The 13,602-nt window shown below is 61.8% G+C and carries 13 protein-coding genes; 4 read left to right on the plus strand and 9 right to left on the minus strand.

The annotated features are described in order from the left end of the window. Positions 1-526: hypothetical protein (locus CAF74_RS29460; protein WP_256578404.1), on the plus strand; the 526-nt coding region annotated here is incomplete at its 5' end. A gap of 149 nt (positions 527-675) precedes the next feature. Here CAF74_RS29460 and CAF74_RS22195 read toward each other — a convergent pair. Further along, positions 676-1,575, minus strand: coding sequence for a LysR family transcriptional regulator (locus CAF74_RS22195; RefSeq protein WP_085747767.1), 900 nt, complete (start codon positions 1,573-1,575; stop codon positions 676-678). Between the two features lie 160 nt (positions 1,576-1,735). Between CAF74_RS22195 and CAF74_RS22200 the strand changes: the two genes are divergently transcribed. Both CAF74_RS22200 and CAF74_RS22205 read left to right on the plus strand, forming a co-directional pair. Then, positions 1,736-2,752, plus strand: coding sequence for an alpha/beta hydrolase (locus CAF74_RS22200; protein ID WP_085747768.1), 1,017 nt, complete (start codon positions 1,736-1,738; stop codon positions 2,750-2,752). Between the two features lie 63 nt (positions 2,753-2,815). Then, a complete protein-coding gene (locus tag CAF74_RS22205; RefSeq protein ID WP_085747769.1) occupies positions 2,816-4,243 on the plus strand; it encodes a mechanosensitive ion channel family protein in 1,428 nt (475 codons plus the stop codon). Positions 4,244-4,538: 295 nt separating this feature from the next. On the opposite strand, the gene ycaC is transcribed toward CAF74_RS22205, so the two are convergent. The 7 genes from ycaC to CAF74_RS22240 form a co-directional block, all read right to left on the minus strand. Next, the gene (gene ycaC, locus CAF74_RS22210; RefSeq protein WP_039771508.1) at positions 4,539-5,165 is read right to left on the minus strand and encodes an isochorismate family cysteine hydrolase YcaC; all 627 of its coding nucleotides are present in this window, start codon (positions 5,163-5,165) and stop codon (positions 4,539-4,541) included. 68 nt (positions 5,166-5,233) lie between these two features. After that, positions 5,234-7,072, minus strand: coding sequence for an amidohydrolase (locus CAF74_RS22215; RefSeq protein ID WP_085747770.1), 1,839 nt, complete (start codon positions 7,070-7,072; stop codon positions 5,234-5,236). A gap of 45 nt (positions 7,073-7,117) precedes the next feature. Beyond that, the gene (locus tag CAF74_RS22220) at positions 7,118-7,744 is read right to left on the minus strand and encodes an antibiotic biosynthesis monooxygenase (RefSeq protein ID WP_085747771.1); all 627 of its coding nucleotides are present in this window, start codon (positions 7,742-7,744) and stop codon (positions 7,118-7,120) included. After that, positions 7,737-8,153, minus strand: coding sequence for a DoxX family protein (locus CAF74_RS22225; protein ID WP_039771512.1), 417 nt, complete (start codon positions 8,151-8,153; stop codon positions 7,737-7,739). Before CAF74_RS22225 ends, CAF74_RS22220 begins: the two co-directional genes overlap by 8 nt. A gap of 96 nt (positions 8,154-8,249) precedes the next feature. Next, complete coding sequence (locus tag CAF74_RS22230; RefSeq protein WP_085747772.1) at positions 8,250-9,980, minus strand: hypothetical protein; 1,731 nt, start codon at positions 9,978-9,980, stop codon at positions 8,250-8,252. Positions 9,981-10,095: 115 nt separating this feature from the next. Further along, the gene (locus CAF74_RS22235) at positions 10,096-11,019 is read right to left on the minus strand and encodes a LysR family transcriptional regulator (protein WP_007956084.1); all 924 of its coding nucleotides are present in this window, start codon (positions 11,017-11,019) and stop codon (positions 10,096-10,098) included. Between the two features lie 45 nt (positions 11,020-11,064). Continuing rightward, on the minus strand, positions 11,065-12,048 hold the full coding sequence (locus tag CAF74_RS22240) for an MBL fold metallo-hydrolase (RefSeq protein WP_085747773.1): 984 nt from the start codon (positions 12,046-12,048) through the stop codon (positions 11,065-11,067). 248 nt (positions 12,049-12,296) lie between these two features. Between CAF74_RS22240 and CAF74_RS22245 the strand changes: the two genes are divergently transcribed. Continuing rightward, on the plus strand, positions 12,297-12,698 hold the full coding sequence (locus tag CAF74_RS22245) for a helix-turn-helix domain-containing protein (RefSeq protein WP_085747774.1): 402 nt from the start codon (positions 12,297-12,299) through the stop codon (positions 12,696-12,698). A gap of 7 nt (positions 12,699-12,705) precedes the next feature. Here CAF74_RS22245 and CAF74_RS22250 read toward each other — a convergent pair whose 3' ends face one another. Continuing rightward, positions 12,706-13,275, minus strand: coding sequence for a flavodoxin family protein (locus tag CAF74_RS22250; protein ID WP_085747775.1), 570 nt, complete (start codon positions 13,273-13,275; stop codon positions 12,706-12,708). Positions 13,276-13,602: the final 327 nt, after the last annotated feature.

A 13,602-nucleotide genomic window follows, 5' to 3' on the forward strand; every position in this document is an offset into this window, starting at 1 on the left:
AGCAGTCTGTGCTTTCGCGTTTGGCGCCACGGCTTTGCTGCCCGCCGACCTCTCGCCGATTGGTTCGGTTTATGCCGGGGGCAATGGTGGCGGTGGCGGTGGCGGTGGCGGTGGCGGTAATGGTGGTGGCGGCGGCAGCGGTGGTGGTCACGGCGGAGGCAGCGGCAGTGGCGGCAATGGTGGTGGTCACGGCGGCAGCGGCAGTGGCGGCAACAGTGGCAGTGGCGGCGGTGGCAACAGTGGCCACAGCGGCAGTGACCACGGCTCGGGCCACTCCGGCAACACGGCGTCATCCGGTCGCAGCGGCACGCATTCTGAACCCGGCGACGACCACGGTGTGCATCGGTCCGGAGAGGTCGGCGATGACCACGGTGTACATCGCTCTGGTGAAATCGGTGACGACCATGGCGTACATCGTGCCGGCGAAATCGGTGATGACCGAGGCCTGCATGCCGCGGGCGAACCCGGTGATGATCGCGGTGTTCACGTCGGCGGCGAGCCTGGCGATGACAAGCGCGCCAACTGACCCGAACTGAAAGCACCGCAATCCCTGTGGGAGCTGGCTTGCCAGCGATGAGGCCTGGTCAGTTAAAGCATTACTAACTGACCCACCGCTATCGCGGGCAAGCCCGACTCCCACAGGGCTCATCGGCGCCCACCAGTTCACCGCAAAACCTAGAGAGCGACATGATTCTGATCCAGCCGCTCCCGCAAAAACTCGATCAACGCCTGCACCGGCCGCGATGCCTGACGATGCTGCGGATACACCGCCGACAGCGTCAGCGGTTCCGGCCGAAACTCGTCCAGCACCGGCACCAGCCGCCCATCCTTCAGCGCCGCGCCGACAATGAACGTCGGCAGATAGGTAATCCCCATCCCCGCCACCGCCGCATCCCGCAGCAATTCACCGTTGTTGACGCGCATCCGCCCGGTGACATTCACCAGCAGCGGCTTGCCCTGCCCCGCGTTGAATCGCCACTGCACCGAACGCCCATGGCCGTAAGGCAGGCAGTCGTGGCCGAGCAAGTCTTCCGGTTTGGCCGGCGCACCGCGCTCGGCCAGATAAGCAGGACTGGCGCAGTACACCCGTTCGATTGACGCGATGCGTCGGGCGATCAGGGTCGAGTCCTCCAATACGCCAATGCGCAGCGCCAGGTCGTAACCCTCGCCCAGCAGATCCACCGGCCGGTCGCTCAGGTCCACTTCCACCGTGACCTCGCGATAACGCTGCAGAAACGGCGGCAGCAAGCAGCCCAGATGCGCCAGCGCGAACGACAGCGGCGCACTCACGCGAATCGCCCCGCGCGGCTCGGCAGTCTGCCCGGCGATGCCCTGCTCCACCGATTCCACTTCGCCGAGCAAACGCAGCGCCGACTCGTAATAGCTCTGGCCCAGCGGCGTCACGTCCAGGCGCCGGGTTGAACGGTTGAGCAATCGCACGCCGAGGCGCTCCTCCAGTTGCATCAACCGACGGCTGACGAACTGCTTGGACAGGCCCAACTGATCGGCCGCCGCCGTGAAGCTGCCGGAGTCCATCACCTGGCAAAAAATACGCATGTCTTCGAACGGGTTCATTGTCACTCTCTGGTTGACAGTTAAACGCTTTATAACCGCTTTTTCACTTTCCGGCACCTCATTAATCTGTGCTCACGGTGTTGCTGAGGCCTGAAGCCCAGCGCCACAGCAGCCCGATCCCAAGGCATAAAAACTCAAACGACTTAAAAAGGATTTGCACATGAACATCAAGAAAACCCTCGCCGCTTCCCTCCTCGCCCTGTCCATCGGCAACGCATTCGCCGCCGAAAGCACTGGGGTCGAACACAACACTCAGGCCTTCCTCGACGCCCTCGCCGCCGGCGGTGGAAAACCCCTTGAGCAACTGAGCCCGAAAGACGCCCGTGCGGTGCTGACCGGTGCCCAGGCTTCGGTGAAGGTTGATCTGTCCGGCGTTGAAGTCAGCGACAAGGCGATCAAGGTCGACGGCCAGACGATCAATCTGAAAGTGGTGCGTCCGGCCAAGATCAAGGGCGAGCTGCCGGTGTTCATGTTCTTCCACGGTGGCGGCTGGGTGCTGGGTGACTTCCCGACGCACCAACGCCTGATTCGTGATCTGGTGGTGGGTTCTGGCGCGGTCGCGGTGTACGTCGACTACACGCCGTCGCCGGAAGCGCAGTACCCGACCGCGATCAATCAGGCCTACGCCGCGACCAAATGGGTGGCCGAGCACGGCAAGGACATCGGGGTCGACGGCAAGCGCCTGGCGGTGGCCGGTAACAGCGTCGGTGGCAACATGGCAGCGGTTGTGGCGTTGATGGCCAAGGAACAGAAAACCCCGGCCCTGCGCTTCCAGTTGCTGATGTGGCCGGTGACCAACGCCGGGTTCGATAACGGCTCGTACCAGCAATTCGCCGAGGGCCATTTCCTGACCAAGGGCATGATGCAGTGGTTCTGGGACAACTACACCACCAACCCGGCCGAGCGTGCGCAGATCCATGCCTCGCCGCTCAACGCCAGCGCCGAACAGCTCAAGGGCCTGCCCGCCGCGCTGGTGCAGACCGCCGAGTTCGACGTGCTGCGTGACGAAGGCGAAGGCTACGCCCGCCACCTCGACGCGGCCGGTGTGCCGGTGACCTCGGTGCGCTACAACGGGATGATTCACGACTTCGGCCTGCTCAACCCGCTGAATGGAATCCCTGAGGTGAAGGCCGCCGTGCGCCAGGCCGCAGCGGAACTCAAGACCCATCTGAACTGAGTGCAACCCCTCGCCACACCTTCGGGTGTGGCGTTTTCTTTTGTGCCCGCCGGAGTTCACCTCATGAGCCTTTTTTCTGCCCACCTGCTGTCCTGGAGCGCCCTGCTGCTGGTGCTCGACACCCTGCTCTGGCATCTCGTGCCGTTCAAGCATCGCGCGCAACGGGTCGCTGTGCGACTGGTGCTGTTTCTGGGCTTCAACGCACTGGCCATCAACGCCGGTGTCAGCCCGTTGCAGGCGCCGTTGTTCGCCGATGACCCGGTGGCGCAACTCGGGGCGACGGCACTGGGGATTCTCTGGTGGCTGTACGCCGCGCGGGTGCTGACCGAAGTCATCGGCCTGATCCTGATGCGCCGCATCGGTCACAGCGGCCGGTTGTTGCAGGACGTGATCGGGGCGCTGGTGTTTCTGGCGGCCATCGTCGCGGCGGCCGGTTATGTGCTGGATCTGCCGGTCAAAGGCCTGCTCGCGACTTCCGGCGTGGTGGCGATCGTCATCGGTCTGGCGCTGCAAAGCACCTTGGCCGACGTATTTTCCGGCATCGTGCTTAACACCACCAAGCCGTATCAGGTGGATGATCTGGTGGTCATCGACGGCGTCGAAGGCAAGGTGCTCGACATCAACTGGCGTGCCACGCACCTGCTGTCCAGCACCGGCACTCTGGCCGTGGTGCCGAACTCGGTGGCGGCCAAGGCCAAGATCGTCAACCTCAGCCGCCCGAACAACCTGCACGGCGTGTCGATCAGCATCAAGGTGCCGAACCACATTCGCCCGCGCCGGGTGCTCGACGCCCTCGAGCGCACGCTGCAAGGCAGCAGCAGTCTGTTGCTGACGCCCGCGCCGAAAGCGGTGCTGAAAGAGGCCGGCGACGAAATGTCGGAATACGTGGCCAGCGGGTTCATCGCCGAACTGGGCAAGAAAAGCGAGGTGCGCAATCAACTGTTCGACCTCGCCCACCGCCATCTCGAAGCGGCTGGCATTTCGCGGCACCCGGACGGCGTGATCGAACCTTCGACCCGCGCCCGCGCCTTGCTCGATGAAGTGAAAATCTTCCGCTCGCTGAGCCATGAGGAACGCGATCGCCTCGCCGAATCGATGGTCGCGCAGCAGTACAGCGCCGGGCAGGTAGTGCTCAATCTGGAGGAAGTCCCGGACAGCCTGTTCGTGATCGCCACCGGCGTGGTCAGCGCCAGCGTACCGGACGGCAACGGCTTCACCGAGGCCGGGCGCATGGGGCCGAGTGAGGTCATGGGCGAACAGAGCATCCTCGCGGATACGCCTTCGCAGGCGACGTTCACGGCGCTGACGTCGTCGATCATTTATCGCCTCGACAAGAACCTGACCCGCCAGTGCATGGAACAGCGCAGTGAAGTGGGTCGGGCGTTGAACAAGTTGCAGGCAGTGCGGCAGCAGAACAGTCGGCTGGCGTTGATGGCCAAGCCTGTGCCGGTTCGCAAAGGTGGATTTTTGGGATGGTTGCAGACGCGATAATTCACCGGGCTTTCAATCTTCTTTAACTTCAAAATCCAACCCCCTCATCGGAACGCCGCCCGCCCAGCCCTCTCCCCCAGGGGGGCGAGGGGGAAAGGGAGCCGATCTCGGTGCTTTTCAAAACCTGAGTTCGACTCGATTTTTCAGGTCGATGTACCTCGAAAGAACAACTCGGTCAGCTCCCTCTCCCTCCGGGAGAGGGCTGGGGTGAGGGCTCGTTTTCGAAGTGAAAATACACACTCACCAACACCGCAAAAAAAATGCCCGCTCTTCAGCGGGCATTTTGTTCAGCCAATTACTGGGCCGTGAACTTGGTATAGCTGTTGATCAGGTTGCGGTAGTTAGGCAGACGCTGCGACAGCAGATTCGCCAGGCCTTCCATATCGTTGCGCCAGTCGACTTGCAGCTCGCAGGCCACAGCAAACCAGTTCAACAGGTGCGCGCCGGCAGCCGACATCCGCGCCCAGGCAGCCTGCTGCACGGTGGTGTTGAAAGTGCCGGAAGCGTCAGTCACCACGAACACTTCAAAACCTTCAGCGATGGCCGACAGGGTCGGGAACGCTACGCACACGTCAGTCACCACACCGGCGATGATCAGTTGCTTGCGGCCGGTGGCCTTGATGGCCTTGACGAAATCTTCGTTGTCCCAGGCGTTGATCTGGCCAGGGCGGGCAATGAACGGTGCGTCCGGGAATTGCTCTTTCAGCTCAGGCACGATCGGGCCGTTCGGGCCGGAATCGAAGCTGGTGGTGAGGATGGTCGGCAGGTTGAAGAACTTGGCGATGTCGCCCAGCGCCAGCACGTTGTTCTTGAACTCGTTCGGCGAGAAATCCTGTACCAGCGAGATCAGACCGGTCTGGTGGTCGACCAACAGTACAACGGCATCGTCTTTGTTCAGGCGGCTGTAAGGAACGTTGCTCATGTGAAACTCCTCGATGGATGGTTGTTGCGGGGAGCGCCGCTCACACAGAGCGGCGCTTTTCAAAAGGATCAGAACGCGAAGCAGGAGCAACCGAACGCGCCCCAGAAACCGGCGAAGTCGCTGACCGGCGCATTCGACATCCGCGCTTTTTCATGGCTGTGGGTATGCACCGCGCACGGGCCGCTGCACTGGTGCACCTGGGCCTGCAAGGGCGAATTCGGGCGCCAGTGGCCCGGGACTTTCACCACCGGCGACCAGTCCGGCAGCACCGGCAATGCACGTGGGCCTAGGTCTTCGAAGTCTCCGGCGGAATAAACGATTTTGCCGCCGACCACGGTCAGCACCGACTCGATCCACTTGATCGCTTCTTCCTCGACATGGAAGAAGTCCGCGCTCAGCGCTGCCAGGTCCGCCAGTTGCCCGACCTTGATCTGGCCCTTCTTGCCCTGCTCGGACGAGAACCAGGCGCTGCCATGGGTGAACAGCTCCAGCGCGGTGGTACGTGGCAAACCTTCTTCGTACAGCGCCAGACCGCCGACGGTGCGACCGCTGACCATCCAGTACAGCGAGGTCCACGGGTTGTAGCTGGACACCCGCGTGGCATCGGTGCCCGCGCCGACCGGCACGCCTTCGGCGAGCATGCGCTTGATCGGTGGCGTGGCTTCGGCGGCTTGCTTGCCGTAGCGGTCGACGAAGTATTCACCCTGGAACGCCATGCGATCCTGAATCGCGATGCCGCCGCCCAGCGCTTTCACCCGCTCGATGTTCTGCGGGGTGATGGTTTCGGCGTGGTCGAAGAACCACGGCAAACCGTTGAACGGAATGTCGCGGTTGACCTTCTCGAACACATCCAGCATGCGGCTGATCGATTCGTTGTAGGTGGCGTGCAGACGGAACGGCCAGCGCTGTTCGACCAGGTGACGCACCACCGGCTCCAGTTCCTGTTCCATGGTCTGCGGCAGGTCCGGGCGCGGTTCGAGGAAGTCTTCGAAATCCGCTGCCGAGAACACCAGCATCTCGCCGGCGCCGTTGTGACGCAGGAAGTCATCGCCCTGATGCAACTTGACGCTGCCGGTCCAGTTCTGGAAATCGGTCAGCTCTTCTTTGGGCTTCTGGGTGAACAGGTTGTAGGCGATGCGCACGGTCAACTGGTCGTCTTTGGCCAGTTGTTCGATCACCTGATAATCGTCCGGATAGTTCTGGAAACCGCCACCGGCATCGATGGCGCTGGTCAGGCCGAGGCGGTTGAGTTCGCGCATGAACTGGCGGGTCGAGTTGACCTGATATTCCAGCGGCAGCTTCGGCCCCTTGGCCAGCGTCGAGTACAGAATCATCGCGTTTGGCCGCGCCACCAGCATGCCGGTCGGGTTGCCGTTGGCATCGCGCACGATCTCGCCGCCAGGCGGGTTCGGCGTGTCGCGGGTGTAGCCGGCAACGCGCAACGCAGCGCGGTTGAGCAACGCACGGTCGTACAGGTGCAGGATGAATACCGGGGTGTCCGGTGCCGCCTGGTTGATCTCTTCGAGGGTCGGCATGCGTTTTTCGGCGAACTGGAATTCGTTCCAGCCACCGACCACGCGCACCCATTGCGGGGTCGGTGTGCGGTCGGCCTGATCCTTGAGCATGCGCAGCGCATCGGCCAGCGACGGTACACCTTCCCAGCGCAGTTCGAGGTTGTAGTTCAAGCCGCCACGGATCAGGTGCAAGTGCGAGTCGTTGAGGCCGGGAATCACGCAGCGGCCCTTGAGGTCGACCACTTGCGTACCGGCGCCGCGCAGGGCCATGGCTTGCGTATCGTTACCGACGACGACAAAGCGGCCGTCCTTGATCGCCACGGCACTGGCGAGGGGTTTTTCGCGGTCTACCGTATGAAATTGGCCATTGAACAGAATCAGATCGGCGTTCATCGCAGTTCCTTCGAGATAAGTGAGACGGAGCCCGGACCCACCGCTTCAGCGTGGCGAGTTGGCATTGGATTCGAGGTGTTTGTGTGACTGACCGGCTTCCAGCCACGGCGCGAACAGACGGGTCACCGGCGGCATGAACACGTAAACCACCGACACCACGATGGTCAGGGTGATCAGGAACGTGGCGACCACGTAGTTGGACAGAAAGGCATTGAGCTGCAGCAACGGCCCCCAGATCAGCGGCACCAGCAAGGTGTGCGGCAGGATCACCAGCAGCGTCACTACAGCCTGCTTCCAGCGTGGCGGCGGCGATCCGGCCTCGGCCGTCGGCGTGAACCAGAATTCGTTGGCTGCGTTGACTTCGGTCTGGTCGCCGTCGGCTAGCATCGGCGCCGCTTCATCGATCAGCTTCTGACGCTGCGGCGAATCGAGCCAGCGCTGCATCGCCTCGGTCGAGCAATAACGCAGCACGCAGGTGAACAGTGCGAGCCCGCCCTGCTGGCTGCGCATCACGTCCACGCCCAGATGCCCTTCTTCGCGCCCCGCCACGCTGACGATATTGCGCAGCCAGGCTTCGTAAGGCGCTTCAAAACCGGCCTTGACCCGGTGTTTGACGATCAGCGTCACGGTTTCTTCGGGTCCCGGTTTTTTCAGGGTCTGGGCATCAGGCATAACGGAGTACTCCGGGCAAACGAACATTGAGCGCCAGCCGTCCCGGCCCGGCGATCAGAACAGTGGTGAAGAGGATCAACAGCAACCAGCCGAATTGCCCTTCGGCCACACTCCATTGCGGATGCACGAGCAGCAACGCCACCAGCAGCACAAAGAGAATAGGCAAGCACGCCAGACGCGCCAGCACCCCGGCGACGATCAGCAGCGGGCAGAGGACTTCGGCGAAGATCGCCAGAATCAAAGTGAGGTGGGCACCGAGGTGGAACGGGTCTTCGATCAGTTGCAGTTGCGCGGTGAAGTCCAGCAGCTTGGGCAAGCCGTGGACGAACAGCAGAAACAACCCGCCGGTCACCCGCAGGAACAGCAGGCCGAGATCTTGCGCCTGGTCATTGCGTTGTACAGCGTTCATGGGCCCACCCTTGATCAATCATTGCAGGGAATAGTGCAATGATTGATCGGGGGGGAAATTGGATGGGTGTGCTCTCTTTGCTCTTGATCGCCCGCTCTATCGAATCGTGTACTGACGCAGGACAAAAGCCTGAGCCGTTGACGAATTCGCGACGGTGTCCAGATTGACCCTGAAACGCAGAGTCAACGTGCTGCCGGGGCGCAGATCCTTCAAGTAACTGAACAAAACAATGACGCTGTAACCGTTATTGAAGACCCAGCTCTGGTTGACGGTAACGTTGCCCGTCCACATCGCGAGATTATGGGGGGCACCGTTGATGTCTTCGCCCTCCAGATCCAGCCAGAGTGACTGCAATCTCGCAATATGCGGCCATACACCAAAGCGCAAGGTTGCGCCGCCCTGCACGCTGGCCAAGAACAGGTCCGACGTACCATTGGCCTCGAGAAAAACGGGAGGAATGAACCGGTCCGCCGGGATCATCCCCACATTCAGATGAATAGGCCCCAAAGGCACGGGCTGAGCCGTGCCGCGATCATATTCGGCGCTGACCGTGACCCGCTTGCCCAGGCTGAACGCCACGAGCGTAAGCGGCAAAGGGATTCTCCTGGGACGCGTGGGGCCGGCTGTGAGGGTATTGGTGGTGTGTGAGCCCGCCGCCGGAGTCCCCGGCGCAGCAGTCCAGCGGACTCTGATCCGGTCGTTGGGCTGCATGTCGTAATTCACGACAGCCGTCAGATTCATCTCTACCGCCAACGGATCAACATTGCCATTATCGGGCGCCTCGGCAATCGTCACCTCGAGGTTCTGAATGACGACCTTGATTCGCCTCGGACTGGACGTTCCCCCGCTGCCATCTGCCAAACGAACCGTGAACGAATGCAGGCCTCCGGTCAGTGCCTTTGCCAAATAGGTCCAGATACCGCCCACTGCGTTGACGGTGTCCAGAAAAGTTTGACCATCAAAGACGTCTATCGCGCCGAAACCACTACCGCTCAGGGTAACGCTGGTGTAGCGGGTGTCTGCGCCATCGGGGACTTCACCCTCGGCATCGGTGACCGACGATATGCCGGGCGTATTGGTTGCAACTGTATTGACGGTGTAGTTCCGATGGGCAAATGCCTGGGCCTCGGAAAGCTCCGGACTGTTTTGCAGCCCGGCCCAGAATCTCATCGTCAGCACGCTGCCATTTTGCAGACCTTGCAGCGGTGCAGCAGGGACTCTTTCCTCTTTATATCCCAGACTGAATCCATTACCGACGACATTCTCCGGTGCTTTCCAATACCAGGCCTCCCAGACACTGCCGTCGGGCTTCACACCTGTAAGCCGGAGCCAGAAGAACTGCTCGCGCCTGCTCAGCAGCCATGACCTGATACGCAATGTAACCTCAGCCAGTTCGCTCACATCCAGGTGAGTGCCCTCACCTTCGTCGCTTGCCTCCTTGATCACCGGCAGGGGCAGATCAAGTTGGTTGATGAGCGGTATGTAAAGCGGCAAAGTTTGTGATTCCACAGACGGTTCAGTGCCACGGTGAAGCGTGTAAAAGGCGCTGACAGTTAGCCCGAGATTAAATGCTATCAATGTGGTGTCAATGTGGGTCGTAAAAGGGCGTTTGAATCCGCCGATCGGGATTCGCGGCGACGTATAGGAACCGGGACCTGGAGTTCCTGCCACCTTGATCGTAATAAAGTCCCCTGGCAACCAAGGGAAGTCGATTGTTACCGTCAGGTTGTACCGGGCGGCCGCTGGCACCAGGAAACCCTTCGAACTTTCTTCAATTGCCAGTGGTGGCAGATCGTCACGGGTGAGCGCAGGAATCGGCGTGTCCATATTCACTTCCCTTGATAGCTGGCCGCTTCGGCATTGGCCCATCAAACACGGGAAGACGAGCACGCACCACTGTCAGAACTAACAGGTTGCGGGTTGATTCAGACGAACGGCACGCTTAAACCACCGGAATATCCAGCGTCACCGACATGAACTGACTGATCCGCGACCGCAGCCATTTCTCCGCCGGGTCGTTGTCATGCACCCCGCTCCACGCCATCGACAGTTGCGCCGCATCGATGGGAAACGGCGGATCTTCAGCCCGCAACGCACAGCCTTCGACCAACGCACACGCCGCGTAATCCGGCACGGTCGCGATCATCTCGGTGCCCGCCAGCAGCGCGCGCAAGCCACTGAATTGCGGAACGCCAAGCACCACCCGGCGGCTGCGACCGACCTTGGCCAGGTCCACGTCGATGTTGCCGCTCAGATCGCCGGAGAACGACACCATCGCATGGGGTCGCTCGCAGTATTCGTCGAGGGTCAGCGGGCCTGGCCGGTTGTCGCCGCGCAAGACCTTGCAGGGAATGTCGCGCAGTTTCTTGCGCTTGGCGTTGGCCGGCAGATCGGTGGTGTAACTCACGCCGACGGAGATTTCCCCGGAGGCCAGCAACGTCGGCATCAGCAGGTAGTTGGCGCGGCGCACCACGACCACGATCCCCGGCGCCTCTTCCTGCAACTGGCGCAATAGCGGCGGGAACAGGCCGAACTCCGCGTCATCCGACAGACCGATGCGGAACACGTCGCAACTGGTCGCCGGATCGAATTCCTTGGCCCGGCTGACCGCGCCGGAAATCACGTCCATCGCCGGTTGCAGTTCCCGAAGAATCGCCAGCGCCCGCGCCGTCGGTTCCATGCCCCGGCCATTGCGCAGCAACAACGGATCGTCGAACAGATCGCGCAAGCGGCCCAGCGCCGCGCTCACCGCCGGTTGGCCCATGAACAGTTTTTCGGCGACGCGGGTCAGGTTCTTTTCGAACATCAGTGCCTCGAAAATCACCAGCAGGTTCATGTCGACGCGGCGCAGATCGTTTCGGTTCATGGAGCACGTTTTCCTTGTTTGAGCCTGACGTGAAAGATGGGCACTTTACTCGATGAGCGGTACTTTGGCCGCGCGTTTGTAGGGACCGTATTCGACCGGCACCCACTGGAAGTGTTTGTCGACCGCGGTGATATGGCCGATGCCCGGGAACGGCAAGTGCGCAGCCGTGACCCAGGTCTTGCTGGCCGCCGCTGCACTGAACACAGCGTTACGACTCTTGATCGCCTGCTGACCGTTGACGTCGAAGCGGATCGACACCTCCGGATGATCGAACTGCACCGCCAGGTTGTGCACCAGGTCGCCCATGAACACGATGCTCTGGTTCTGCGAAGTGAAACGGTAGGTGGTGCTGCCCGGCGTGTGCCCGGCTTCCAGTGTCGCTTCGACCACACCCGGCAAAGGCGACTGGCCCTCTGCGAATGTCTTGAAGCGCCCGGCCGCCACGTAAGGCGCAGTGGAATCCTGGGCGATCTTGAAAAACTCCCGGGCACCAGCTGGCGCCTTGGCCTCGGCCTGCGGATCGAGCCAGTAATCGGCTTCGGCCTTGGCGGCGTAAACCGTGGCATTGGCAAAGATCGGCCGTTGCTGGCCGTCGACCAGTCCACAGACGTGATCCAGGTGCAGGTGCGTCAGCAGAATCGCGTCGACCTGCTCAGGCTTGTAACCCGCTGCCTGCATGTTCGCCGAGAGCTGGCCGGCAGTGGCGCCGATGCACTGGCCCGCGCCGGTATCCACCAGAATCAGTTGTTTGCCGGTGTTGACCAGGAACGCATTGAACGCGGTCTGCACGCCCGGCGTTTCAATCGAGCGACGGGCCAGCAGCGCGCGAATCTGGCTCTGGCTCATGCCCTGCAGCAGCTTCGGCGACAAATCGTTGTAGCCGTCGAACAGCGCCGTCACCTCGTAATCGCCCAGCGCCAGCCGGAAATAACCCGGCGCCTGCGTGCCAACCTGCGGTGCCTGCGCCATGGCGCTAGACATCACACCGACCAACGCCACGCCGATTGCGCCGTTGAACAAACCTTTCATATGCATCCTCTCGCCCGAGCCCGATTCTGCGGCCCCTTATGGCCCGCCCCCAATCGTCGCCATCCTGCCCGCTTCCCGTCATGGGGACTTGCAGCGGTGTGCTGAGTTGCAGCCGACGGTGGAATTAACAACGTTTAACTCGTCAGCCTTCGCCCCTCGTCAAACAATGAATCCCTCTGCGCAGCGTTGTTTTATTGACCTGAGGGAAAGCGCTGACCGTGCGTTCCCCACCGACACGGACCTTGGCCATGGCTCACTTACAGCAAACCGTCGCCCGCGCCCCTGCCAGCGAACCCCGCAAGACCAGCACCGGCGGCCTCAGCCCGCAGCGCGAGCGGCTGGTGAAACAACTGATCCTCGAACGCCTCGGCGACAGCCTTGAAGTCACCGAGCTGGCCAACGCCTGCTCACTGTCACGCAGCCATTTTTCCCGGGCGTTCAAGTGCAGCACCGGGTACTCGCCGCAAGACTGGATCCGCACCCAGCGCATTGCCCGGGCCAAGCTGTTGATCCAGCAGACGAACCACAGCCTCACGCAAATCAGCCTGGAATGCGGCTTCTGCGATCAAGCGCACTTCTGCCACATCTTCACCCGCAGCGAAGGCATCAATCCGTTTGCGTGGCGTTGTCAGGTCATGAAAAACCGCTGAGGCGGTTTCACTCCCCAGCCATCCGCTGAGCCAGTCGCGCCACCCGCTCGCCCAGATGCGCGGCGGTTTGTTGGTCTTCCAGAGGAGGTGCCTGTTCGGGCGGTTGCTCGACGCAGGATTGAGACATCGCGCCGAGGGAGCTGCCGAGGCGATTCAACTGGCCGTCGAACACACCTCCGCACGCACGCGCCGGCAGCAGATCGAGCCCGACCCAGATCATCGAATGCTGGGCCGCGAACACCGCCATTTGCAGCAAGGTATTGAGCTTGTCGCCGCACAGGCTGCCGGAATTGGTGAAGCCCGCCGCGAGTTTGTCGCGCCACGGCCGGGCGAGGTAGAACGAGGCCGTGGCCTCCATGAATTGCTTGAACGCCGCCGAGGCGCTGCCCATGTAGGTCGGTGCACCGAAGATGATGGCGTCGGCGCGGTGCAGGTCATCCCAGTGGGCCTCGACGTCTTCGACCGCCAGCAACAGGCAGGTGCTGCCCAAATGGCGTTCCACACCTTGGGCCACTGCCTGCGCAATGACGCGGGTGTGCCCGTAGCCACTGTGATAGACCACCACTACCTTGCTCATCGCAGCGTCCTCCGGACGTATGCATTCCATTGCCCCGGAGTTTTGGCTTTGAAGCGGGCGCGGACGAGTTAATCGTTGTTAATTTTTCCCGGCTGTCGGGTGAGCCGGCACAGGTTCCGGCCTTTAAATACAGTGGTGACGGCACTGGATGCCGAGCGATGCCGGGGCGCGTGCGTTGCGCGCACGTTGCACTGGCGACAAATCCTGAGGAATATGCCCGGATACTGCGGATTAGACGGCTTGCGTGACCCTCAAGTCGCTCCCCGCCCTGCCCGTCACGGATTCTTCACCGAGGCGGACCAGGATCATAAAAAACGTCGAAGGAGT

It is taken from the genome of Pseudomonas sp. R45(2017) (assembly GCF_002112305.1).
In the GTDB taxonomy this organism is placed as follows: domain Bacteria; phylum Pseudomonadota; class Gammaproteobacteria; order Pseudomonadales; family Pseudomonadaceae; genus Aquipseudomonas; species Aquipseudomonas paraglycinae.